The sequence below is a fragment of the Lutibacter holmesii genome (assembly GCF_042679665.1).
Taxonomy (GTDB): domain Bacteria; phylum Bacteroidota; class Bacteroidia; order Flavobacteriales; family Flavobacteriaceae; genus Lutibacter; species Lutibacter holmesii.
Genome location: NZ_JBHTMV010000002.1, coordinates 100,760 through 125,312, shown reverse-complemented (window position 1 = coordinate 125,312; position 24,553 = coordinate 100,760). Strand labels below are relative to the sequence as shown.

General features: G+C 29.5%; 23 protein-coding genes. 14 read left to right on the top strand and 9 right to left on the bottom strand.

Annotation, left to right across the window (positions count from 1 at the left end):
- Positions 1–69: 69 nt before the first annotated feature.
- Positions 70–1,269 (top strand): Pycsar system effector family protein, encoded by a 1,200-nt coding sequence (locus ACFQ5N_RS01735; RefSeq protein ID WP_386807200.1) that lies wholly within the window; start codon positions 70–72, stop codon positions 1,267–1,269.
- Position 1,270: 1 nt separating this feature from the next.
- Here ACFQ5N_RS01735 and ACFQ5N_RS01730 read toward each other — a convergent pair whose 3' ends face one another.
- Positions 1,271–3,643 (bottom strand): GAF domain-containing protein, encoded by a 2,373-nt coding sequence (locus ACFQ5N_RS01730; RefSeq protein ID WP_386807199.1) that lies wholly within the window; start codon positions 3,641–3,643, stop codon positions 1,271–1,273.
- Between the two features lie 180 nt (positions 3,644–3,823).
- On the opposite strand from ACFQ5N_RS01730, the gene ACFQ5N_RS01725 reads away from it, so the two are divergent.
- Both ACFQ5N_RS01725 and ACFQ5N_RS01720 read left to right on the top strand, forming a co-directional pair.
- A complete protein-coding gene (locus ACFQ5N_RS01725; protein ID WP_386807198.1) occupies positions 3,824–4,663 on the top strand; it encodes a 1,4-dihydroxy-2-naphthoyl-CoA synthase in 840 nt (279 codons plus the stop codon).
- Positions 4,664–4,728: 65 nt separating this feature from the next.
- Positions 4,729–5,340 carry a fumarylacetoacetate hydrolase family protein gene (locus tag ACFQ5N_RS01720; protein WP_386807197.1) on the top strand — a complete coding sequence of 204 codons (612 nt, stop codon included), beginning with the start codon at positions 4,729–4,731 and terminating at the stop codon, positions 5,338–5,340.
- Between the two features lie 17 nt (positions 5,341–5,357).
- On the opposite strand, the gene ACFQ5N_RS01715 is transcribed toward ACFQ5N_RS01720, so the two are convergent.
- Positions 5,358–5,774, bottom strand: a complete 417-nt coding sequence (locus ACFQ5N_RS01715; RefSeq protein ID WP_386807195.1) for a hypothetical protein — start codon at positions 5,772–5,774, stop codon at positions 5,358–5,360.
- 99 nt (positions 5,775–5,873) lie between these two features.
- Here ACFQ5N_RS01715 and ACFQ5N_RS01710 point away from each other — a divergent pair, with 99 nt between their 5' ends.
- From ACFQ5N_RS01710 to ftsY, 5 genes are all read left to right on the top strand, one after another.
- On the top strand, positions 5,874–7,118 hold the full coding sequence (locus ACFQ5N_RS01710) for a competence/damage-inducible protein A (RefSeq protein WP_386807193.1): 1,245 nt from the start codon (positions 5,874–5,876) through the stop codon (positions 7,116–7,118).
- Between the two features lie 80 nt (positions 7,119–7,198).
- Complete coding sequence (rpmB, locus tag ACFQ5N_RS01705) at positions 7,199–7,438, top strand: 50S ribosomal protein L28 (RefSeq protein ID WP_386807192.1); 240 nt, start codon at positions 7,199–7,201, stop codon at positions 7,436–7,438.
- A gap of 12 nt (positions 7,439–7,450) precedes the next feature.
- Positions 7,451–7,636: a 50S ribosomal protein L33 gene (gene rpmG, locus ACFQ5N_RS01700; RefSeq protein ID WP_089381855.1), complete on the top strand. Its 186-nt coding sequence runs from the start codon at positions 7,451–7,453 to the stop codon at positions 7,634–7,636.
- A gap of 9 nt (positions 7,637–7,645) precedes the next feature.
- On the top strand, positions 7,646–7,798 hold the full coding sequence (locus tag ACFQ5N_RS01695) for a DUF4295 domain-containing protein (protein WP_386807190.1): 153 nt from the start codon (positions 7,646–7,648) through the stop codon (positions 7,796–7,798).
- Positions 7,799–7,885: 87 nt separating this feature from the next.
- Positions 7,886–8,839 (top strand): signal recognition particle-docking protein FtsY, encoded by a 954-nt coding sequence (ftsY, locus tag ACFQ5N_RS01690; protein WP_386807189.1) that lies wholly within the window; start codon positions 7,886–7,888, stop codon positions 8,837–8,839.
- An 85-nt stretch (positions 8,840–8,924) separates the two neighbouring features.
- On the opposite strand, the gene ACFQ5N_RS01685 is transcribed toward ftsY, so the two are convergent.
- A complete protein-coding gene (locus ACFQ5N_RS01685; protein ID WP_386807188.1) occupies positions 8,925–9,986 on the bottom strand; it encodes a serine hydrolase domain-containing protein in 1,062 nt (353 codons plus the stop codon).
- 85 nt (positions 9,987–10,071) lie between these two features.
- Here ACFQ5N_RS01685 and rimO point away from each other — a divergent pair, with 85 nt between their 5' ends.
- Complete coding sequence (gene rimO / locus ACFQ5N_RS01680; protein ID WP_386807187.1) at positions 10,072–11,382, top strand: 30S ribosomal protein S12 methylthiotransferase RimO; 1,311 nt, start codon at positions 10,072–10,074, stop codon at positions 11,380–11,382.
- A gap of 63 nt (positions 11,383–11,445) precedes the next feature.
- Here the strand turns inward: rimO and ACFQ5N_RS01675 are convergent, their stop codons facing one another.
- Complete coding sequence (locus tag ACFQ5N_RS01675) at positions 11,446–13,911, bottom strand: M14 family metallopeptidase (protein WP_386807186.1); 2,466 nt, start codon at positions 13,909–13,911, stop codon at positions 11,446–11,448.
- Positions 13,912–14,082: 171 nt separating this feature from the next.
- On the opposite strand from ACFQ5N_RS01675, the gene ACFQ5N_RS01670 reads away from it, so the two are divergent.
- Both ACFQ5N_RS01670 and bshC read left to right on the top strand, forming a co-directional pair.
- Positions 14,083–14,733 carry a methyltransferase domain-containing protein gene (locus ACFQ5N_RS01670; protein ID WP_386807185.1) on the top strand — a complete coding sequence of 217 codons (651 nt, stop codon included), beginning with the start codon at positions 14,083–14,085 and terminating at the stop codon, positions 14,731–14,733.
- Between the two features lie 6 nt (positions 14,734–14,739).
- The gene (bshC, locus tag ACFQ5N_RS01665; protein WP_386807184.1) at positions 14,740–16,329 is read left to right on the top strand and encodes a bacillithiol biosynthesis cysteine-adding enzyme BshC; all 1,590 of its coding nucleotides are present in this window, start codon (positions 14,740–14,742) and stop codon (positions 16,327–16,329) included.
- Here bshC and ACFQ5N_RS01660 read toward each other — a convergent pair.
- From ACFQ5N_RS01660 to argS, 4 genes are all read right to left on the bottom strand, one after another.
- On the bottom strand, positions 16,326–16,745 hold the full coding sequence (locus ACFQ5N_RS01660; RefSeq protein WP_386807183.1) for a hypothetical protein: 420 nt from the start codon (positions 16,743–16,745) through the stop codon (positions 16,326–16,328). The genes bshC and ACFQ5N_RS01660 overlap by 4 nt on opposite strands.
- Positions 16,746–16,762: 17 nt before the next feature.
- On the bottom strand, positions 16,763–17,194 hold the full coding sequence (locus ACFQ5N_RS01655; protein ID WP_386807182.1) for a hypothetical protein: 432 nt from the start codon (positions 17,192–17,194) through the stop codon (positions 16,763–16,765).
- Positions 17,195–17,322: 128 nt separating this feature from the next.
- Positions 17,323–18,711: a dihydrolipoyl dehydrogenase gene (gene lpdA, locus ACFQ5N_RS01650; RefSeq protein WP_386807181.1), complete on the bottom strand. Its 1,389-nt coding sequence runs from the start codon at positions 18,709–18,711 to the stop codon at positions 17,323–17,325.
- Positions 18,712–18,847: 136 nt separating this feature from the next.
- A complete protein-coding gene (argS, locus tag ACFQ5N_RS01645) occupies positions 18,848–20,617 on the bottom strand; it encodes an arginine--tRNA ligase (protein WP_386807179.1) in 1,770 nt (589 codons plus the stop codon).
- Between the two features lie 80 nt (positions 20,618–20,697).
- Here argS and ACFQ5N_RS01640 point away from each other — a divergent pair, with 80 nt between their 5' ends.
- Positions 20,698–21,198: a YkgJ family cysteine cluster protein gene (locus ACFQ5N_RS01640; RefSeq protein ID WP_386807178.1), complete on the top strand. Its 501-nt coding sequence runs from the start codon at positions 20,698–20,700 to the stop codon at positions 21,196–21,198.
- A gap of 30 nt (positions 21,199–21,228) precedes the next feature.
- Positions 21,229–22,071 carry a thioredoxin family protein gene (locus ACFQ5N_RS01635; RefSeq protein ID WP_386807177.1) on the top strand — a complete coding sequence of 281 codons (843 nt, stop codon included), beginning with the start codon at positions 21,229–21,231 and terminating at the stop codon, positions 22,069–22,071.
- Between the two features lies 1 nt (position 22,072).
- Here ACFQ5N_RS01635 and ACFQ5N_RS01630 read toward each other — a convergent pair whose 3' ends face one another.
- Positions 22,073–23,305, bottom strand: coding sequence for an exo-beta-N-acetylmuramidase NamZ family protein (locus ACFQ5N_RS01630; protein ID WP_386807175.1), 1,233 nt, complete (start codon positions 23,303–23,305; stop codon positions 22,073–22,075).
- 7 nt (positions 23,306–23,312) lie between these two features.
- On the opposite strand from ACFQ5N_RS01630, the gene ACFQ5N_RS01625 reads away from it, so the two are divergent.
- The gene (locus tag ACFQ5N_RS01625; RefSeq protein ID WP_386807556.1) at positions 23,313–24,548 is read left to right on the top strand and encodes an ABC transporter permease; all 1,236 of its coding nucleotides are present in this window, start codon (positions 23,313–23,315) and stop codon (positions 24,546–24,548) included.
- The last annotated feature ends 5 nt before the right edge of the window (positions 24,549–24,553 follow it).

The following is a 24,553-nucleotide window of genomic DNA, read 5'->3' as shown; positions in this document are numbered from 1 at the left end:
GACATTAAATTGAAGGTTTAAAAATACATAAAATTATGTACTTTTATCATCTGTTTTTAAATTGAAGAAATGGTAGATAATGATTTTTTTAAGGAGGTACGAGATTATGTGTTTAACTTGTTTAAAAATAAACTTCCAAATGAGGTAGTTTATCATAATTTTGATCATACAGTTGAAGTAGTGAATGCAGCGTTTGAAATTGGTTCTGCTGAAAATATTTCAAATGAAGAAATGAAACCATTATTAATTGCTGCTTGGTTTCATGACACCGGAAATATAAATGGTTATTTAAACCATGAAGAAGAAAGTAAAAAAATAGTTTTAGATTTTTTAAAAGATAAAAATTTAAAAAATGAAGAAGTTTCTTTAGTTTTAGAATTGATTGATGCAACTAAAATGCCTCAAAAACCACAAAATATACTTGAAGAAATTATTTGTGATTCTGATTTAGTGCATTTAGGAAAAAAGGATTTTAAAGAAAAATCTGAATTGCTAAAATTAGAGTGGGAACTTTTAGGGCATAAAAATATATCAGATTTTGATTGGTGTTGCGAAAATGAAAGCTTTTTAAACAAGCATTCGTTTTTTACAAATTATGCTTATGAAAACTTTAATAAACAAAAAATAAAAAACATTTTGAAGCTTAAAAAAGAAGCTGATAAAATGACAGATAAAAGTAAACCAAAAACAAAAAAGAAGCCTGCTAAAAAAGAACCAAATCCTGAAAAAGGAATTGAAACAATGTTTAGGGTTACGCTTAGAAATCATATAAATTTAAGTGCAATTGCAGATACTAAATCAAATATTTTACTTTCAGTAAGTGCTATTATGATGTCTATTGTACTAACAACGTTAGTACCTAAGTTAGACAAACCAGATAATTATTACTTAATTTACCCAACAGCAATATTTTTATTTATTACCGTTTTAACCATTATTTTTTCAATTTTAGCAACCAGGCCAAAAGTAACTTCAGGAAACTTTACAAAAGAAGATGTTGCCAACAGAAAAGTGAATTTGTTGTTTTTTGGTAATTTTTATAAAATGACTTTAGAAGAGTTTCAAGATGGAATGTTTGATGTGATGGGAGATTACAAATACTTGTATAAATCTTTGATGAAAGATTTATATTTTTTAGGAATTGTACTTCAAAGAAAATATAAACTATTAAGAATTGCTTATACCGTTTTTATGATTGGTATTGTAATTTCAGTAATTGCTTTTGTAATTTCTTTTAGATTAATGCGAGCAGAAACAGGAGTTCTTTAAATTAATTTTCTTGATTTATAATTTTAAAAACTTCATTTAACGGATTTGAATTTTCATAATTAACGGCAACTCTTAAAGCTTTTAAGCCTGAAATTCCTTGAAGATTTTCCAAGTCTAATTCTTCAATAGTTTCTAATAAATAATTATTAGATTGTAAATATTTTATATGCTTCATGTATTCGCGCACATCTGTTGCTTGGCTATACACAATTGCAATTTTACCAACTTGAGTCAAGCGCTCATTGGTGTTTTTAATGTGAATTTTATCAATTCGTTTTTTAATAATTTCAAATCTAATGTTGTAGGCACCATCAACATCAAATTTTTTCTCATCCATTCTAAATTTAATAGCTAACGGACTGCTATGTACCAATATTAAAGATGCTATTTCTAGCTTGTGAGATAATTTATTTTTTAAACTATGTGCAATTTTTTCTACTTCGCACATCATTTGTAACTGCCATAAACGTAAGTTATTTAAGTAAATAGGAGCGTAGGTTCTATTTTTAACTAACGATTGACCAATATACATATTATGGTCTATACCATCTGTTTTATACCGTTCAAAATAATGAGGAAACATTTGTTGGGCTTCTTCTTGTTTTGAGTCTATATAACTTGCCAATGTTTCATTTAATGTATTTACACTGTCATCGTACATTTTTCTTTTGTAATAAATAACATGTAAATTATCATCAATTAAGCTCATATAATTAGAAATGTCACTTTCTAATGTTTTGTCTAAACTTTTTAAGTGATTAAATACTGGGTAAATATCTTTTTTTAAAAAGTCAGTTAAACTGTTTTCGTCTCCAGAATTCAATCCATTTTTAATATTAATTAAACACTCTTCAATTCTATAAATTAGGTCGCTATAAATAGGTAATTTATACTTATTGAATGCTTTATCTATAATATTTGAAGCAAGTTTTAATTGTTTAATTAAATCTTCTTGAATAGCTTTATTTCTAGCTGTTGAAGAACCTTTAATATCGCTTTGCCCATAAAGAGGAGTAACTTGTTTAAAAACAATACTATTTAAATTGTATGTTTTTTCATGGTGCTCTAAACTAAATAAATGCTTTTGCGCTTCTTCATAAAATTTCCATTTTACTGACGGATGTATAGAAGTGTAATTTTCTTGAATGATAGATTCTAATTTATTATCAAATTCTTCCATAAATCGTTTTATGGCAATTTTAAAAACAGGAATCACATCTTTTAGTTTGTAGGCGTTTATAGAATTTAATTCATATTTTTTAGATGAAACTAATTCTAAAACACTCAATAAATTGTTGTTTAATTGTAACGGAACTAAAATTATACTTTGAATATTATTGGCTTTTAACGCTTTGTAAAAAGCATTAAAATTTGTTTGTTCTCCGTACTTTTCAACATTAGAAATAGCCAACAATTCTTTGTTTTCAAAAACCTTTGAAGTTATTCCTTTACAAAAGAAGTTTTTAAGTTTGTTTTTTTGGCTTTTAACTTGGTCGTTAATAAAGCTATTTTTTTCTATAATTTTGTTGAATTCAAAATTGTCTCCAACTAATTCAAAGGTTGAAACTCCAAATTCTATGGTTGATGAATGGTATAGTTTGGCAATACTTTCGCTAATACGGTTAGATGTGTCTTGATCTTTTTTAAGTAAATTTTCTTTTAAATTAGTCAAAGATTGATCTGTAGTAGCATCTACCAAATTCATCATTCCAAAACCTCTAAACTGATAACTATTTGGAGGAAATTTCTCTTTCCAAATATCAATATTATCAAAATTATCCAGTAATAAATGAATGTCTTCCTCTGTAAGTTTAGGTGCGTTTTCTAAAGGTGTAACTTTAAAAAAGTCGCCATTAAAAAGTGTTTTGTAATTTTTTATAAACCCAGTACTTGTTGGAATATCGTAATAAAAAGGTCTTCTAAAATCTAAGTTTACATTGTACCAAAATCCTAAAATAAAAGTACAAGATAAAATGTACATATTATCTTCATCAAAATTTCGAAGTTTTAATTGGTAATCTTCACCGGCATCTTGTAATAACTTTTCAAATCGTTTTGATAGTTTAAAAGTAGTAAATTCAAAAGGTATACTTGCTGCTTTTATTTCATTAGACTGTAACATCTCAGGAAATAAAATATCAAGTAATTTGTCAATTTGGTGGTTGTATTTTTCTAGTTTTGTTGGGTCTTCAAATCCAGTTCTTAATTCAGGGTATGCTTTGTATTCTTCAAGAATTTTTAATGCCGTTTCATATAATAAGTGATTTTTATTTTCAACTATTTGTTCTAAATATTCAAAAATAGCTTCAAAACTAATTTGTAATTTTAAAGGTAAATCGCCTGCGTTGTTATATTTTGAAGGAATAATTTTCATTGAAGTAGTTTTTCTCAATAGATACTTGTTTTAATTACTTTGTCGATTTGAATATTGCAAAATTACGAATTAGAATTGGAAATTAGTTTTATTAGTTACTAAAGTAACAATTAGAACTTTTCAGTATTAATTTTTTATACCATAAAAAACAATTATTTTAGCGTTAAATAACAATAGAATATGGAAAAAATTAATTGGAAAACTGTAAAAGAGTTTGAAGATATTACCTATAAAAAATGTAATGGAGTTGCCAGAATTGCTTTTAACAGGCCAAATGTAAGAAATGCATTTAGACCTAAAACAACAAAAGAGTTGTATGAAGCTTTTTATGATGCTGGTGAAGATACTTCAATTGGTGTAGTGTTATTATCTGCAGAAGGACCGTCAACTAAAGATGGTGTTTATTCATTTTGTAGTGGCGGCGATCAAAAAGCACGTGGACATCAAGGTTATGTGGGTGAAGACGGTTATCACCGTTTAAATATTTTAGAGGTTCAACGTTTAATTCGTTTTATGCCAAAAGCGGTTATTGCAGTAGTTCCGGGTTGGGCTGTTGGTGGAGGTCACAGTTTACATGTAGTTTGTGATTTAACATTGGCAAGTAAAGAGCACGCTATTTTTAAGCAAACTGATGCTGATGTTACAAGTTTTGATGGAGGATATGGTTCTGCTTATTTAGCTAAAATGGTTGGACAAAAAAAAGCCAGAGAAATATTTTTCTTAGGAAGAAATTATTCAGCACAAGAGGCTTATGAAATGGGAATGGTGAATGCGGTAATTCCTCACGAAGAACTTGAAGATACTGCTTTTGAATGGGCGCAAGAAATTTTAGCAAAATCACCAACATCTATAAAAATGTTGAAATTTGCTATGAATTTAACAGATGATGGAATGGTTGGTCAACAGGTTTTTGCGGGTGAAGCAACAAGATTAGCTTATATGACAGATGAAGCTGTTGAAGGTAGAAATGCCTTTTTAGAAAAAAGAAAGCCAAACTTTGAGAAAAAATGGATCCCTTAATCAATTGTTTCATAATAGTATTGAGTTAGATTAATTTTTCAAATAAGGAAACTAAAAATAAGCACATGAAAATTATTTGCATTGGCCGTAATTATGCCAAACATATTGAAGAATTAGAGAATGAAAAGCCTGAAGATCCTGTAATTTTTTTAAAACCAGATTCTGCGGTATTGGCAAAAAAGCAACCTTTTTTTATACCATCTTTTTCTAATGATATTCATTATGAAGTTGAAGTTTTAGTAAAAATTAATAAAGTAGGGAAATTCATTCAAGAAAAATTTGCGCATAAATATTATGATGAAATTGGATTAGGAGTTGATTTTACTGCGCGTGATTTACAAGCTAAATTAAAAGCAAAAGGGTTGCCTTGGGAAAAATCTAAAGGTTTTGATGGTAGTGCTTTAATTGGACGTTTTTTACCAAAAGAAGATTTAGGCGATTTGAAGAATTTAGAATTCACATTGCACAAAAATGATACTTTAGTTCAACATGGAAATACCAAAGCAATGCTTTGGGGAATTGACGCATTAATTGCTTACGTGTCTCAATTTTTCACCTTAAAAAAAGGAGATGTAATTTTTACAGGAACTCCTGCAGGTGTAGGAAAAATATCTGAAAACGATGTTCTAATAGGTGCAATTCAAGGAGAAGAATTGTTTTCAGTGAAAATAAAATAGAAAAATTAAAGAGGTACTTAAAAGGTAAATAAAATAGGTTTCCCATTTATTTTAGGTTCCTCTTTTCTATGTTCTTTTAAAATATTGTAACCGTAATGAGTTTTTACTAGATTTTTAAAATTATACTTTAATCTAGGAAATTCGCGTAATAGTTTTTCAAAATCATTTGTTGAAGAACGCTCCATAAAATGATGTAAAATTTCAGTATACGCTTTTGTTAACGTAATATTAAACTTATCACTACTTAATGCTGTTTTGTAATAATTTTGTTTGATTTCAGTATTTTTTAAAATGGCTTCGTTTAATCCGTACTTGTTAATTAATATCCAAGTTAATCGTAGTAAAGTTTCATGCGTGAAATCTGATGGATCTAACGTACATTCTTCAATTCTTTCAAGAAGTTGGTTGTCTGTTAACTGGGTTTTAGTTGTCATAGCTTTTCGTAGTTAATTTAGTAGGTATGTATATAAGATGTGAATAAGTTGAAAAGGTTGCGTTGAAGTTGTACATTTAGCACAAATTATTAAAGATAAATGCAAGCAGAAATAATTACAATTGGAGATGAAATTTTAATTGGTCAAATATTAGATTCAAATTCTAAATGGATAGCTGAACAATTAAACACTATTGGAATTTCAGTATACCAAATTACATCTATTCAAGATGAGAAAGAACATATTTTAAAAGCTTTAAAAGAAGCGCAATCTAATTGTGAAATAGTTATTGTTACGGGTGGCTTAGGGCCAACTAAAGACGATATTACCAAAGTATCGTTAGCAGAATATTTTAATGATGAATTTATTTTTAATGAAGACATTGCAGCCCATATTGAAGCAATGTTTAAAAAAATGAATTATCCATTTACAGAAATGAATAAAAATCAAGCGCTAGTACCTTCAAAATGTATTGCTCTTAAAAATGAGTTAGGTACTGCTCCTGGTATGTGGTTTCACACCAATAATAAAGTTTTAGTTTCTTTAGCTGGTGTGCCTCATGAAATGAAAGGTTTAATGTTGAATAGTGTATTACCTAAATTATCTACAACATTTGAATTACCTTATATAGTACATCAAAATATTTTAACCTATGGAATGGGAGAAAGTATGCTAGCTGAGAAAATTGAAAATTGGGAAATAAACCTGCCTAAATGCATAAGTTTAGCTTATTTACCTTCATTTGGGAAAGTTAAATTACGTTTAACAGCAAAAGGATCAAATAAAGAAGTTTTGGAGAACGCAATTTCTAAAGAAGTAGATGCTTTAGTTAAAATTATTGGTGATATTATTGTTGGTTTTGAAGAAAGTGAGAATTTAGAAACTGTAATTGGGAAATTACTTACTGAAAAAAAGAAGACTTTAGCGACGGCAGAAAGTTGTACAGGAGGAAATATTGCCAAAATGATTACCTCAATTCCGGGATCTTCAAAGTATTTTGTAGGTTCTGTGGTTGCATATCACGCTTCTATTAAAATTAATGAATTACAAGTTAATGAAAATTTAATAGCAAAGCATACGGTAGTAAGTGCAGAAGTGGCTGAAGCTATGGCGAAAGGAATTCAGCAAAAATTTAAAACAGACTATGCGATTGCAACTACTGGTAATGCTGGGCCTACAACAGATTTAACCGATAAAACAGTAGGTGTAGTTTATATTGCGATAGCTACGCCAAATGGCATTTTTTCGCAAGAATTTAACTTTGGAAAACCAAGAGAAAAGGTAATTGAACGGACTTCAAATAAGGCGTTGGAAATCCTTCGAAAAGAAATTTTAAAAAACTAGTGAAATAAGTTTGTGTATTACGTTTTAAAAATTTAATTTTGCATCTCGTTTTGAGAATACATTAAATAAGGTAAAGAATTATGTCAAGAGTTTGTGAACTTACTGGAAAAAAAGCAATGGTTGGAAACAATGTTTCTCACGCATTGAATAGAACAAAAAGAAAATTTGACGCTAACTTAGTAAAGAAGCGTTTTTATATTCCTGAAGAAGATAAGTGGGTAACTTTAAGAGTTGCTACATCAGCTTTAAAGAATATCAACAAGAAAGGAATTTCTGCTGTTATTAAAGAGGCAAGAGAAAAAGGTTTTTTAAAAAAATAATTATATTAGGAAATGGCAAAGGCTAAAGGAAATAGAATCCAAGTAATTTTAGAGTGTACAGAGCACAAAGCTTCTGGTAAAGCAGGAACTTCTAGATATATTACTACGAAGAATAAAAAGAATACACCTGATAGAATGGAAATTAAAAAATTCAATCCTATCTTGAAGAAAATGACTGTTCATAAAGAAATTAAATAATATAGGACCATGGCAAAGAAATCAGTAGCATCGTTACAAACAGGATCTAAAAGATTAAGTAAAGCTATCAAAATGGTAAAGTCTCCAAAAACAGGAGCTTATACTTTTGTTGAAGCTATTATGGATCCAGCAAATGTAAAAGACTTTTTAAACAAAAAATAAATTTTTGTTCATAAAAACATATTCAAGCTACTTTCTTTATAGAGAGTAGCTTTTCTTTTTTATATTTACCATATTAATACTAAAGAAATGAGTTTATTTAAAAGAATATTTTCAAAGGAAAAAAAAGAAACTTTAGATAAAGGTTTAGAAAAATCTAAAACATCTTTTTTTTCAAAATTATCTAAAGCTGTCGCAGGTAAAACAAAGGTTGATGATGACGTATTAGATAATTTAGAAGAAGTTTTGGTATCATCAGATGTTGGTGTTGAAACTACGTTAAAAGTTATTGAAAGAATTGAAGAACGCGTTGCCAAAGATAAATATTTAGGTACAGACGAGTTAAATTCAATACTTAGAGAAGAAATAGCAGGCTTATTAGCAGAAACCAATATTGGTAACGAAACTGAGTTTAAAATTCCTTCAGGTAAAAAACCTCACGTAATTATGGTGGTTGGTGTAAATGGTGTAGGAAAAACTACAACTATTGGTAAACTGGCATCACAATTTAAAAAAGGTGGTTACAAAGTTGTTTTAGGTGCTGCTGATACGTTTAGAGCTGCAGCAATTGACCAATTACAAGTTTGGGCAGATAGAGTAGGTGTTCCTATTGTTAGGCAAGAAATGGGAAGTGATCCGGCTTCAGTTGCGTATGATACTATCAAATCAGGTGTTTCTCAAGATGCAGATGTTATTATTATTGACACAGCTGGTAGGTTACACAACAAAGTTAACTTAATGAATGAGTTGACAAAGATTAAACGTGTTATGCAGAAAGTAGTTGATGATGCTCCGCATGATGTTTTGTTAGTGTTAGATGGTTCTACTGGTCAAAATGCATTTGAGCAAGCTAAACAATTTACTAAAGCTACAGAAGTAACTTCATTAGCCGTTACTAAATTAGATGGTACTGCAAAAGGTGGTGTTGTTATTGGAATTTCTGATCAATTTCAAATTCCAGTAAAATATATTGGTGTTGGTGAAGGAATTGATGATTTACAAGTTTTTAATAAAATTGAGTTTGTAGATTCATTCTTCAAATAACAATAAATAAATATTGCAAAAAAAAAAGGCTGTTTTAAATTTTTAAAACAGCCTTTTTTTATTCAGAATCTTTAAGATATTTAGCTTAATTTATGACTAAATTAATTTTCTCCCATAAATCATAATCAAATGTTGAAACTGCAAAATTGCTGTTAGCAGCACTTTCTCCCATTCGTATAATTACTAATTTTTTACTTGGAACAACATATATTTTTTGATCATTTTTACCCAAAGCTGCGTACATATCTGTAGGTGTATTTGGAATTAAACTACCTTGAAATTCATATTGTGATTGCGGCAAGTGGTAATTTTCTTTTCCGTTTAACCACCATAGGTAACCGTAAGCATTATTAATAGTTTGAGATGTTTGTATTGATCGGTTAAAGTAATTAGAATTAATGATACGTGTTGAATCCCAAACACCATTATTCAGCGCAAGTAATCCAAATTTAGCCATACTTCTTGTATTGCTCCAATACACGCTTAAATCATTTAATTGAATCCATGTTCCTGTCATTCCAATTTTATTTTTCAATTGTTCGGAAAAATAATTAGAAAATGTTTGAGAAGTGGTTACTTCAATTATCTGTTGAAGTTTTACATACACATTGTGATAGGCCCACCGAAAACCAGCATCTGCAGCATATTTTAAATTTTCAGGAGCTACATTATCACCCAAACTATCATCTAAACCTGAAGTCATTGTAAGTAAATGTTTTGGAGTAATAAGTATTTCTTTATCTAAATTAATACTTGTCCAGCTAGTACCTAAATAGGTAGAAACAGGTTTATTGATGTCTAAAAAGCCTTGCTCTTCAGCAATTCCGGTCATTATAGATGTTAATGTTTTACCTGCACTTGCCCAATACCAAGTTGAATTTTCAGAGTGATTGTTGAAGTAGTTTTCTAGTACTATGCGTCCGTTATATAAAACAATAAATCCTTTGGTATTTTTTTCTTCTAAAAAGCTTAATAACGGGTCAATTTCAGTGGTATTCCAACCAAGTGATTCTGCAGAAACAGTTTCCCAAGTATTGCTTGTTGTTGATGGAAAATACAATTCAGTATCAATTTTCTGCGGTTCTTCACTTTTTGAACAAGAAATTATGAGTAATAACAGTAATATTATTGAAGGAAACATTTTCATAAAAAAACGATATATGAATAAGACTAAAATTTATTAAAAAGGTTTGATTACTTTTGCAAAAAATAAAATTCAAAATACAAAATTTGTGCGTACTAAAACTAAGAAAGAAAATAAAATAAATGTAGTGACTTTAGGATGTTCTAAAAACGTTTACGATAGTGAAGTTTTAATGGGACAACTGAAAGCAAATGATAAAAATGTAGTGCACGAAGATGAGAACGATGATGGAAACATTGTAGTTATCAATACTTGTGGTTTTATTGGTGATGCTAAAGAAGAATCTATCAATACAATTTTACATTATGTAAATAAAAAAGAATTAGGTGAAGTTGATAGAGTTTACGTATCTGGTTGTTTAAGTGAACGTTACAAGCCAGATTTGCAAAAAGAAATTCCAGATGTAGATGAGTATTTTGGAACACATGATTTACCAAATTTGCTAAAGGTTTTAGATGCTGATTATAAGCATGAGCTAGTAGGAGAGCGTTTAACCACAACACCTACACATTATGCATATTTAAAAATTGCCGAAGGCTGTGATCGTCCTTGTTCGTTTTGTGCCATCCCTTTAATGAGAGGAAAACACATTTCTACTCCTATAGAAGATTTAGTTGTTGAAGCTACTAAGTTGGCAAAAAAAGGAATTAAAGAACTAATTTTAATTGCGCAAGATTTAACATATTACGGATTAGATATTTATAAGAAACGTGCTTTGGCTGATTTATTAAAAGAATTAGTAAAAATTGATGGAATTGAATGGATTCGTTTGCATTATGCATTTCCAACAGGATTTCCATTAGACGTTTTAGAAGTCATTAAAAATGAAGAAAAAGTTTGTAATTATTTAGACATTCCTTTACAGCATATTAATGATGAGGTTTTAAAATCTATGCGTCGTGGTACTTCACATGAAAAAACAACCAATTTAATTAAGGAGTTTAGAAAATCTGTTCCAGATATGGCTATTAGAACCACTTTAATTGTTGGATATCCTGGTGAAACAGAAGCTGCTTTTCAAGAGCTAAAAGATTGGGTTCAAGAAATGAAGTTTGAAAGATTAGGTGCTTTTGCGTATTCGCACGAAGAAAATACACACGCAGCTACTTTAGTTGATGATGTTCCTGAAGATGTAAAACAACAGCGTGTGAATGATATTATGGAGATTCAAAGTCAAATATCTTTTGATTTGAATCAAGAGAAAGTAGGAAAAACATATAAAGTTCTAATTGATAGAAAAGACGGAAATGAGTTTGTTGGAAGAACTGAATTTGACTCTGCTGATGTGGATAATGAAGTGTTAATTGATGCTACTAAGCATTATGTGCAAGTTGGTAAATTTGCAAACATAAAAATTACTTCGGCTACAGAATTTGATTTATACGGAGAACCTACTTAAGACGAAATTATATTAAACAAAAAAAGCGAGCTAAATGCTCGCTTTTTTTATGAATGTCAATACCTAGTTTAAAAATACAGCATTGGCAAAGAATAATTTTCCGTTTTGCCAAAAACTTCTAAATAAAGGATTGTCTACCATATAAACAATTTTTCCTCTACCTTTTCTTTCAATTCCAAATAGTAACGAATTAGGAACGTTTTCTAAGGCGTATTCACCCGCATAACCAGAAATAGGTTTTGTGTTTTCAGGTAAATAAGCAATATTAGCTCCATTTTCTAATAAGTTGTAATTTTTAGCACCTAATTTTAATGAAAAATAGGTGTCAGTATATCCAAAAGCCAACGGGTGTGATTCATCAACATTACTTTTAAAAATACTTCCTGTAATAGCTTCTTTAATATATTCTGCTTCTCTTTTATTGTACGGAGTTAAATTTGGTGACTTTTCCTCTTCTTTATCCTCTTTAGATTTTGAAGTTAACGAAAATCCTTCTTTATCAGCAAAATTATTTGCTGCATTTCCAAGTGAAATTACAGTACCACCTTTGGTAACATACTCAGTTATTTTAGCAAGTTGTCCTTTAGAAGCTCTATAATCAATAGGTAAAATTAAAACGTCAAAATCACTTAAATTAATTCTGTTTAATCCAGCAGTGTTTAAAACATTAACAGGATACTTTAATTGTGTTTCAAAAAAGTGCCATATTTCACCAAAATTAAGTGAAGAAGTTCCTTCACCACCAATTAATGCAACCTTTTTAGCTTTAATTAAAGCAACATTAGATGAACCAAAATCTGAACCACTATTTACAAAACCAGTTGAAGCTGAGTTTAAAAGTTGGTTGTTTTTATTAGCAATTTCAACAATTGTTGTATCAAAATCTGTTAGGTGTGTATTTTCACCTCTCATTACAATTAGTGAACCTTTGCTGTATTTGTTACCAGCAACTTCAAAATCTACCTCACTAAATCTAACATTAAACTTATTTTTTAATAATTCCGCTAAAAAAGTTGCATCAGCAACTTCGTTCCATTTAGTAATGTAAGCATACGCATTTATATCACTCGTATTTGCAGTAAAATCTTCTAATTTATATGCTGTATTAGAACTTGGATTGGTTGTACTTGCAATACAGTTTATACCATAAGCATAAGGTAAACTCCACGCGGTAATATCATAAGTTAATGGGTTTTCTAAAGCGGCATTTTGTTCAAATAACACTTTAACCATAGTTCCTTTTGGTTGGTTCACAGGAATAACAATGTCATCTTCAGTAATCTTTACAGATTTAGATTCCATTGAATTGTAGTCAAACCCTTTTACTGTTGTATTATTAGCTGCGTAATAGTTAATTTCATGCGCATCTAAAAGAGCCAATAAACTTTTAATATTCTTAGAGTTATTTTTTAGAATATAGCTTTTCGTTTTATAGGTATCTTGAACTTTAAAGAACTTTTCATACTCATCAATTAATTTATCAGCATTTTTAATGGTAATTTCAATAGTAGATAAACCTGTAACAGTATGGTGTGTAAGTCTGTCAAGTAAGGTTAATTCTTGACCATTTTCAAGAGAAATCCCTAATCCGGCCATTCCGTGTCCGGCTTGTTCATAGGTCATACCAATGGCACCCATATATGTTGGGTAGGTATCTCCATAACTAGGGTATAATAAATCAAAACGCTCTTTAGAAAAATATCTCCAACCTTCTTTGTCAAAGTATTTTGCGTGATTTTTACCAATCTCCGTTTGAAAATCTCTTTGCCAATCTGTAATTACCTCGTGAAAAGGTTCAGCAGCCGGTGCAAAATAATAAGGACTTTCGTAACCTTGTTCATGGAAATCAACATGTATTTGTGGCATCCATTTATTGTATTGTGCCAAACGTTGTGCACTTTCAACTTGACTAATCCAAGCCCAATCTCTATTTAAATCAAATAAATAGTGGTTTGGTCTTCCTCCTGGCCAAGGTTCATGATGTTCATAAGCCACAGGATTTGGATTGTATGGTGTATTTTGATATTGATTGTACCAGTTAACATATCTATCTCTACCATCTGGGTTTAAACAAGGGTCAATTATAATTACAGCTGTTTTAAGCCATTCTTGTTTTTTAGTAATTAATTTGTACAATGTTAACATAGCGGCCTCAGAACTAGAAGCTTCGTTTCCGTGAACATTATAGCTTAACCAAATAATTGGCACACTGGTAGACGGAGTACCTTCAACTATTCCTGTTCTTTTTAAATTGTCAAGTCTAATTGCTTCAAGGTTTTTAATGTTTTCTTCTGAAGAAATATACGAAAGTAACAAAGGACGATTTTCATTTGTTTCACCATATTTTTTTAAATCAACAGATTTTGAAGAATCACTTACATAATTAAAGTAATTTACAACTTGATGATGTCTTGTAAAACGAGTTCCCAATTCATAGCCTAAAAATTCAGATGGAGATTTAATAGTTTGGGATTTTAGTGTAAGTGTTGTGCAAAGAATTGCAAATGTGAGGATGATAAATTTTTTCATGAATGATTTTTATTAAGCATCAAATATAATTAAACTTTAGATAAAAAAAATGAGTTTTATAAGCAAATTAATGGCAAATTCGTATTTTAGTTAAAATAATGTTAGATATTTTATTGTTATACGACAAACTATTTAAATTTATTATTTTTATAAAAATTAACACTCAAAGTAATGGATAGTAAGAATGAATCAGCATATGATTTTGAAAGTCATTGGAATGATACATATCGAAAAATACCTGTAAAAAGTTTAGGATGGTATGAGGAAAGTCCAACAGCTTCATTAGAGCTCATAGGTTCTTGTTATTTGCCAGATGATGCTTTAATTTTTAATGCAGGAGCAGGAGCAAGTACCTTAATTGAGTGTTTATTGAATGATGGGTTTTCTAATATTGTTGTAAATGACATTTCTGTTTCTGCATTACTTGAATTAAAAAATAATTTATCTACACACAACCATTCAAATGTCACTTTTATTGTTGATGATTTAACAAAACCAACGTCATTATTAGAGTTAAAAAATGTTGATCTTTGGCATGACCGTGCAGTTTTACATTTTTTTACCCAAGAAGAGCAACGATTGGCCTATTTTAAGTTGTTAAAAAAAGTTGTTAATGTAGAAGGTTTTGTAATTTTGGCAGAGTTTAATTTAGAAGGAGCCAAAAAATGTTGTGGCTTACCGGTTTATAATTATAATGCTGAAATGTTACAAAATTATTTAGGACCGAACTTTACTTTACTAAAATCGTTCAATTATACATATACACAACCCTCAGGAAATACAAGAGAATTTGTGTACACATTATTTAAAAGAATTGCATAAATATTTATGAAATTACATCATATTCCTTTTCAACAAACAGGCTATTTTTCAAAATTAATGAATGATTATCTTGATGAAAATCAAGAATTAGCAAGTTTTTATGGAAATTTTCCAAACATAGAAGGGTTTAAAAATCAAATAAATCTTAAAAATGAATTTAGTTTAAAAACTAGAAAAGTTTTAGTTGAATCTCTTAAAAATCAATATATCTCAACTGAGATTTCTGAGAAAACACAAATTAATATTGAACAATTAGAAGTAGAGAATACGTTTACAGTTATCACTGGCCACCAATTAAATATATTTACAGGACCGCTGTATTTTTTATACAAAATTGCTTCAACTATTAATTTAACAAAACAGTTAGCAGCGGAATTTCCAAATAAAAACTTTGTGCCCGTTTATTGGATGGCAACTGAAGATCACGATTTTGAAGAAATCAATTATTTTAATTTTAAAGGCAAAAAAATAGCTTGGGAAAGAGAGAGTAGTGGAGCTGTTGGGCGTTTAAAAACAACTGATTTTGATAAAGTTTTAGATGTTTTTAAAGAAGAATTAGGTAATTCAACTAATGAAAAGAAGTTAATAGAATTATTTAAGAATGCATATGTTGCACATGAAAATTTAACTGATGCAACACGTTATTTGGTGAATGAACTTTTTGGTGAATACGGTTTAGTTATTATTGATGGTGATGATATTGCTTTAAAAAAAGAATTTTCACCTATTGTAAAAAATGAATTGTTACAACATACATCTTTTAAAAAAGTAACAGAAACAAATGAACAGTTAAGTAAAAACTATAAAATTCAGGTGAATCCAAGAGCATTGAATTTGTTTTATTTGAAAGACAATTTGCGTGAACGTATTGTGTTTGAAAACAATCAATTCAAAATTAATAATACAACTATTTCATTTTCAGAAACCGAAATTTTAGGTGAATTACAAACTCATCCAGAAAGGTTTAGTCCAAATGTAATTATGCGTCCGCTGTACCAAGAAAGAATTTTACCTAACCTTTGTTATATTGGCGGAGGTGGAGAGATTGCTTATTGGTTTCAGTTAAAAGCCTATTTTGAAGCTGTTAAAACTCCTTTTCCAATTTTATTGTTACGTAACTCGGTATTGTTAGCTTCAAATAAACAATTATCAAAACTAAATAAATTGAATATAACTCTTTCTGAAGTGTTTTGTAAACAAGAAGAATTAATAACTAAAAAAGTTAAAGAACTTTCAGAAGTTTCAATTGATTTCACCCAACAAAACAATTTTTTACAAGAGCAATTTAAACATTTAAAAGAGGTTGCTGCTAAAACAGATGTTTCATTTATTGGGGCTGTAAATGCACAAGAGCAAAAACAATTAAATGGCTTAGCTTATTTAGAAAAACGGTTGTTAAAGGCTCAAAAACGTAAATTAAAAGATCAAGTAACACGTATTAAAATGTTGCAAGATCAACTATTTCCAAATCAAAGTTTGGAAGAGAGAACTCGCAATTTTTCAGAAGTTTATGCGAATTTGGGTAATACTTTAATTCCTATGTTATTAGATGCTTTAGATCCTTTAAAATTAGAATTTACAATTATTGAATATTAAATAGGCTTTAAATGAATTGTATTTTTTTTGTATTTGAATTCAATTTCAACAAGCTTATTTGTTTTAATTTTTGAAGCTTCTTCATCAGTTAATTCAAAATCTACAGGTGTAAAATAAATCCCAGAACGTTGTATTTGGTGTGATTCTATAGTCGTATTATCTGAAGTAAATGTGAGTGTTTCATTTTGAAAAATATATGAAATTGAACAACCAACTCTTCTAATATTAATTTCATCAATTCCAAATAATGTTGTTTTTAAATATGGGAAACCTCCTAATTCTTCAACATCAGCATATAAAACATGTGTAGCACATTCAGCAAATTTAGTACCTTCAGTATAATTAATTTGATTTAATAATTCTGAAGCGTCAACCGTTGGTTTTGGTTTAAATAATTTTGAAAGTGAAAATGCCATATATGTTTTGCTATATTTTAATTATGATATAATTGATTGTGAACTAAAGTAGTACCACAAGATTTACAGTTTGTTGCACTTCCTGATCCTCCAGGGCAACCATTTGAACAAGTGTAGTGGAACACTCCATTTGCATTTTGTGCAGGGCTTGGTGCATTTATTGGTGCTGGTACAATTGCTTTACTTGGATTTGTAGCGTTACTTTCAACTTTAATTGGACCTGCTTTTAGTAAATCATTAGCGTGATATGCTGTATTGTGAAGATACGGGTTATTACAAACTGGACAGTTTCCGGCAACATCGCCTCCGCTATTTTCACAATTATTTTCACAAATATAATGTTGTACTTTATTAGCTGTATTTTTAGAATTTACAGTTTTAGGTTTATCATTTTTACATGAAATTGTTAAAACGGCAATTAACAACAATGTGAATTTTAAAATTTTCATAAATAATAGTATTGATTTAATTTGTAAAAGCTCAAATATACTAAAATCTTCATTGAAGAATTAAAGGTTTTAAAATAAAAAAGTCCAAACTGTTAGGTTTGGACTTTTTTTTATTTTTAACTTATTTTTTATAAGTGAATTACTTCATCATAAGCCGCTGCTACAGCTTCCATTACAGCTTCACTCATAGTTGGGTGAGGGTGAATTGCTTTTAAAACTTCATGACCTGTAGTTTCTAATTTTCTACCTAAAACAGCTTCAGCAATCATATCAGTAACACCAGCTCCAATCATATGGCAACCTAACCATTCACCGTATTTAGCATCAAAAATTACTTTTACAAAACCATCAGGAGTTCCTGCAGCTTTTGCTTTACCTGATGCTGAGAATGGGAATTTTCCAACTTTTATTTCGTAACCAGCTTCAATTGCTTTGGCTTCAGTTAAACCAACACTTGCAATTTCTGGAGTTGCGTATGTACAACCAGGAACATTTCCGTAGTCAATTTTTTCAGTATGTAAACCTGCAATTTTTTCAACACAAGTAATTCCTTCAGCAGAAGCAACGTGTGCTAAAGCTTGCCCAGGAACAACATCACCAATTGCATAGTAACCAGGAATATTAGTTTGGTAAAAATCGTTTACTAAGATTTTATCTCGGTCAACCACAATACCAACATCTTCTAATCCAATGTTTTCAATGTTTGATTTAATTCCAACAGCAGATAATACAATATCAGCTTCTAAAATTTCTTCTCCTTTTTTAGTTTTTACAACTGCTTTTACACCTTTACCAGAAGTATCAACAGATTCTACAGAAGAATTTGTCATTACTTTAATTCCTGATTTTTTTAAGGCACGTTCAAATTGTTTTGAAATTTCAATGTCTTCTACAGGAACAACATTTGGCATAAATTCAACAATAGTTACATCAGTTCCCATTGAGTTGTAAAAATGTGCAAATTCAACCCCAATAGCACCAGAACCAACAACAATCATTTTTTTAGGTTGTTTTGGTAAAGTCATTGCTTGGCGGTAACCAATTACTTTTTTACCATCTTGTGGTAAATTTGGTAACTCACGTGAGCGAGCCCCAGTAGCAATAATAATATGATCTGCACTATATTCAGTTACTGTACCATCAGCAGCAGTAACATCTACTTTTTTACCAGTTTTTATTTTTCCAAAACCGTCAATAACGTCAATTTTGTTCTTTTTCATTAAGAATTGAACACCTTTGCTCATTCCTTCAGCAACACTTCTACTACGTTTAACTACGGCTTCAAAATCTTTATCAATAGCTTCGGCTTTTAAACCATATTCATCTACGTGTTTTAAGTAATCATAAACTTGAGCACTTTTTAACAATGCTTTTGTAGGGATACATCCCCAGTTTAAGCAAATTCCACCTAAATTTTCTTTTTCTATTACGGCAACTTTAAAACCAAGTTGCGATGCTCTAATAGCTGTAACATATCCTCCAGGACCACTACCAATAATTATAACGTCGTATTTCATTTCTTTTTATTTTTTATATTCAATGCTGAATTTCGCAGCAAATTTAATTATTTTTTAATGGAATTGATTTAAGAATTCGTTAATTCTTTAACTCCTTTTTTTATAATATCGTAATTTTTAGGCTGTAAGTTAGTAATTACATTCTGTTTGGAACACTAATTCCCAATAATTTAAATGCATCTTTTATAACTTTACTTACTTTTGAAGACAGTTGAGTTCTAAATATTTTTTCGTCTTCATTGGTGCAACCTAAAATTGGAACAGTTTGGTAAAATGAATTGTATTCTTTTACCAATTCATAGGTATAGTTTGCAATTAAAGCAGGACTATGGTTTTGTGCTGCGCTTTGAATTATTTCTGGAAATAGTTGCACTTGCTTAATTAATGAACGCTCTTTTTGGTGCAATTTTATAGTTGTAATTTCAGTTGTGTAATCAAAAGTAGCTTTTCTTAAAATAGATTGAATTCTAGCGTAAGTATATTGAATAAAAGGTCCCGTGTTTCCTGCAAAATCTACAGATTCTTCAGGGTCAAACAAAATTCTTTTTTTAGGATCTACTTTTAATATGTAATACTTTAGTGCGCCTAAACCAATCATTTTATACAGTTCTTCTTTTTCTTCAGTTGAATAATCTTCTAGTTTACCTAATTCTTGTGAAATAGTTCTTGCTGTATTTGTCATTTCTAACATCAAATCATCAGCATCAACAACTGTTCCTTCTCTTGATTTCATTTTACCACTTGGTAAATCTACCATTCCGTAAGAAAGGTGGTATAAATTTTCAGCCCAATCAAAACCTAATTTTTTAAGAATTAAAAATAATACTTTAAAATGGTAATCTTGCTCATTTCCAACGGTATAAACTAGTTCATCTAAATCAAAATCTTTAAAACGTTCTATTGCAGTTCCAATGTCTTGTGTCATATAAACAGCAGTTCCGTCTGCTCTCAATACAATTTTTTCATCTAAGCCTTCAGCACTTAAATCTATCCAAACCGATCCATCTTCTTTTTTAAAGAATACACCTTTTTCTAATCCTTCTGCTACAATATCTTTTCCTAATAAATAGGTGTTGCTTTCAAAATAATTTTTGTCAAAATCTACACCTAATTCGCTGTAAGTTTTATCAAAACCATCATAAACCCATTGGTTCATAGTTTTCCATAAAGCAACTACTTCTTCATCACCAGCTTCCCATTTTAGTAACATTGCTTGTGCCTCTAACAATAAAGGAGCTTGTTTTTTTGCTTCTTCTTCTGTTTTCCCTTGTTCAATTAATTGTGCAATTTCTTGCTTGTATTCTTGGTCAAACTTCACATAATAGTTTCCTACTAATTTATCACCTTTTAATCCTGTGCTTTCTGGCGTTTCACCGTTTCCAAAGCGTTGCCAAGCCAACATACTTTTACAAATATGAATTCCACGGTCGTTTATAATTTGCGTTTTGTATACTTTTTTTCCAGAAGCAGCAATAATTTCTGCTACAGAATAACCTAATAAGTTATTTCTAATGTGACCTAAATGTAATGGCTTGTTTGTGTTAGGAGAAGAGTATTCTACCATCACAGCTTTTTCATCTTCATTAGGAGAAACAATTCCAAATTTTTCTGTTTTTAGTATACTGTTGAAGCTAGAAATAAAGTATGAATCATCAATAACTAAATTTAAAAAACCTTTTACAACGTTAAAATTAGCTACTTCAGCAACATTTTCTTTTAAATATTCACCAATTTTTGTCCCAATTTCTACCGGATTTCCTTTTACATAACGTAAAAAAGCAAAAACTACAATTGTAATGTCACCTTCAAAATCTTTTCTAGTGGCTTGAAATTCAACTGAATCAATGTTTGTGTTGTATATTTCTTGGAAGCCTTTTATTACAGCTAGTTCTAAATTTTGTTGCATAATTTTAATTAAATAATTCGAAGTGCAAAAGTACACATTTTTTAAAAGTTTAAATTGTATTTTTGCTTAAAATTAAAGGGATGGACGCGTTTTTAAAAGAGTTACCAAAATTATCAAAAGAAAAATATAATGAAACAAAAAAGTATTTTTCTAAATTAAAGAAAAGAACACCTAAAAATTTAGATGTTGTAATGCAAGATTTACACGCTAAAGAGTTTGAAAAAACAGATTGCTTAACGTGTGGAAATTGCTGTAAAACCACGAGTCCTATTTTTACAAATAAAGATATTGAGCGCATTTCAAAATCTATGAAAATGAAAGTTGTACAATTTATTGAGCAATTTTTAGAAAGAGATGCTGATGATTTTTATGTATTAAAAACTGCTCCTTGTACATTTTTTGATGAAACTGATAATACTTGTTTTATTTATGATGTACGTCCAAAAGCTTGTAGTGAATACCCACATACTGATAGACGAAAATTTATTCAATTAACTGATTTAACTTTAAAAAATACAGAAATTTGTCCTGCTGTATACAATATTGTTGAAGAATTAAAGAAAAAATTAGCAAAAGAATAGCTGTTTTATTATTTTTGATTAAAAAATAATATGAAAAAAATTCTTTGCCTTCTACTTATTGTTGGTAGTTTTTCAACTTCCTTAAAAGCATCAACCAATTGGTTAACCTCTTTTGATGATGCCAAAAAAATGTCTCAAGCACTTAACAAACCAATTTTAGTCGATTTTTGGGCGTTTTGGTGTGGTCCTTGTAAAGAAATGGATCAAAATGTTTGGAGTAAAGAAGATATTAAATCTCTTATGGATAATTTTGTTCCTGTTAAAATTGATATTGATGCAAATGTTGGTTTGGCTAGAACTTATAATGTACGGGCAATTCCACATATTTTAATTTTAGACGGTTGGGGAAATATTTTATACACTTCTGTAGGGTATAAGGATAAAAAAGAAATTACAGCTTTGCTTGAAAGTTTTTCAGTTAATATGGCTGCTGTGCATCAAGGTTTGGCAATTTTAGAAAAAGATAAAGAAAATGCCTACTCAAATGTTAGAGTTGCACAAAAATTTCAAGATGGTGCTTTTATTTTAAAAGGCGAATCAAAAAAGGCATTTTTGAGAAGCAGTAATTCTTATTTTAAAGAAGGTTTAAAATTTGTGCCAAAAGATAAGCCAGCGTTAAAAGAAAAGGTAGAATTGTTCATGGCTTTAAACAAAGCTTATGGTGGTTCGTGTAAAAGTGTTTTAAAAGGTTTACACAAAGCGTTGCCAAAAATAGATGCATCAAATAAATCGTTGTATTATTATATTGAATTTTATTGTTATCATACTCAAAAGGACGAAACTAAAGCAACCGAAAGTTATTCAAAATTGGCCGAATTGAATTCTAATACTTACTTAAAAAAAGCAAATTATTTAATAAAAAAGAGTGAATAGTTTAGTTATAAATCAAGTATTTGTTTCTAATCTTTTTGAATTCTTCAATTTCAGGTTGCCAAGAATTTTTAATTTCTTTTGCTGAAATTCCATCTTTTAATTGCTGTTCTAAAATTGTGTTTCCAGCATGAATGGTAAAAGTACTACCAAAGAATTTTTCGGTTTTTGGCGTTTTTGTATACGCATCAATTAGCCATTCTATATGTATTGAATTTAATTTTTGCACATCTTTTAAGTCAACTCCATAGCATATTTTGGTAGAATGTTTTGGGTATTTTGAACCAAAATTGGGTTTAGGCGTATATGAAAAATCACTTTTTGGAAAAAATGGAGCGCCATATTGTTGAAATTGAAATTCTGTACCTCGTCCGGCATTTATAGTTGTTCCTTCAAAAAAGCCTAAACTTGGGTACAAATTAATGGCTTTGTCATTTGGTAAATTTGGTGAAGGGCGAATTGCTAAATGATATGTACTTTGGTGTGTATAATTTTTTAAAGGAATAACGGTTAACTCACATTTTATGTTGTTTTTAAGCCAATTTTCACCATTTATCATTGTTGCATATTCACCAATTGTCATTCCGTAAACTAACGGAACAGGATGCATACCAACAAAACTTTTATGTTCTATTTGTAGTGTGGGTCCGTCAATATAATGTCCGTTTGGATTAGGTCTATCTAAAACTATTACAGGAATATTATTTTCAGCACAAGCTTCCATTACGCAGTGTAAGGTAGAAATATAGGTGTAAAAACGAACACCAACATCTTGAATGTCAAATACAACAATATCAATATTTTTTAGCTGTTCGGAAGTTGGCTTTTTGTTTTTTCCATATAATGAAACAATTGGCAATCCTGTTTTTACATCAACTCCATCAGCAACTTTTTCACTCGCGTCAGCTTTTCCTCGAAATCCGTGCTCAGGAGAAAAAACTTTTTTTATTGAAATATTTAATTGTAATAAAGAGTCAATTATGTGTGTGTAAGAATTAGCTTCTTTGTAAATAACTGAAGTTTGATTGGCTACAATAGCAATATTTTTGTTTTTTAAAAGCGAAACATATTCTTGAGTTTGTTGCGCTGCAGATTCTATTTTTAATGAAGTTGTTATTGGTTTTTGTTGTACTAGTTTCTCTAATTTTGAAGTTTTGTTTTGACCACAAGAAATGAAGCTTAAAAACAATGTTAAAACCAAGAAGAAATATGTATTTTTGAAAAATTCAGAAATCATTTATAAATTGAATTACGAGTTATTTATTGCCAAGCGCATTATTGCTGCAAAACAGCATAAAAGTAGTATATCATCTCCAATAATAAAAATTGCAATTATTGCTATTTCATTGGGGATTGTTATTATGATGATTGCTATTGCAACCGGAATTGGCTTACAACAAAAAATTCGTGAAAAGCTATCAGGATTTAACGGTCATATCCAAATTACAAATTTTGATAATAATTATTCTGAAATTACCTTAGAACCGGTTTCAAAAAATCAAGAGTTTTATCCTGAATTTAAATCTGTAGAAAACATTGATAATGTACAGGTTTTTGCTACTAAAGCAGGAATTATTAGAACTGAAACAGATTTTGAAGGTATTATTTTTAAAGGAGTTTCAGAAGATTATAATTGGGATTTCTTTAAAGAATATTTGGTACAAGGTGAGTTGCCTAATTTTTCAGAGGATGTTTCTACAGATGTTTTAATTTCACAAGAAATTTCAAATCGTTTACAAATAAATTTAGGCGACTCTTTTAATGTGTTTTTTGTGAAAGAAGATCCTTCAAAGGCTCCTTGGCTTAGAGTTGTAAAAGCAGTTGGTATTTACAATACAGGTTTTCAGGATTTTGATGAGAATTTTGTAATAGCTGATATTCGGCATATTCAAAAAATGAACCGTTGGAGTGTGCAAGAGGTTGGTGGTTTTGAAGTGTTAATTTCAAATTTTGATGAAATAGAATTGAAAAGTAGTGAAGTTTATACTGAAACCGGATCTACGTTAAATGCGCAAAGTGTTATTGAAAAATATCCAGCTATTTTTGAATGGATTAATTTATTTGATAACAATATTTATTTAATAATTGCCATTATGGTATTGGTTGCAGGTATTAATATGATAACTGCTTTATTGGTGCTAATTTTAGAGCGTACCCAAATGATTGGTATTTTAAAAGCTATGGGGGCAAGTAATGTTAGTATTAGAAAAGTATTTTTATACAATGCTGGTTACCTAATTATTAGAGGTTTATTTTGGGGTAATTTAATTGGTTTATTGGTTTTATTAATACAAAAATATACAGGTATTATAACATTAGATCCTGAAACTTATTACGTAACAAATGTTCCTGTATATTTAAATTTTAACTATATAATTTTACTAAACATTGGTACTTTAGTACTTTGTTTAGTAATGCTTATTTTACCATCAATAGTTATTTCAAAAATAAATCCTGTAAAATCTATAAAGTTTGAATAGGTTTG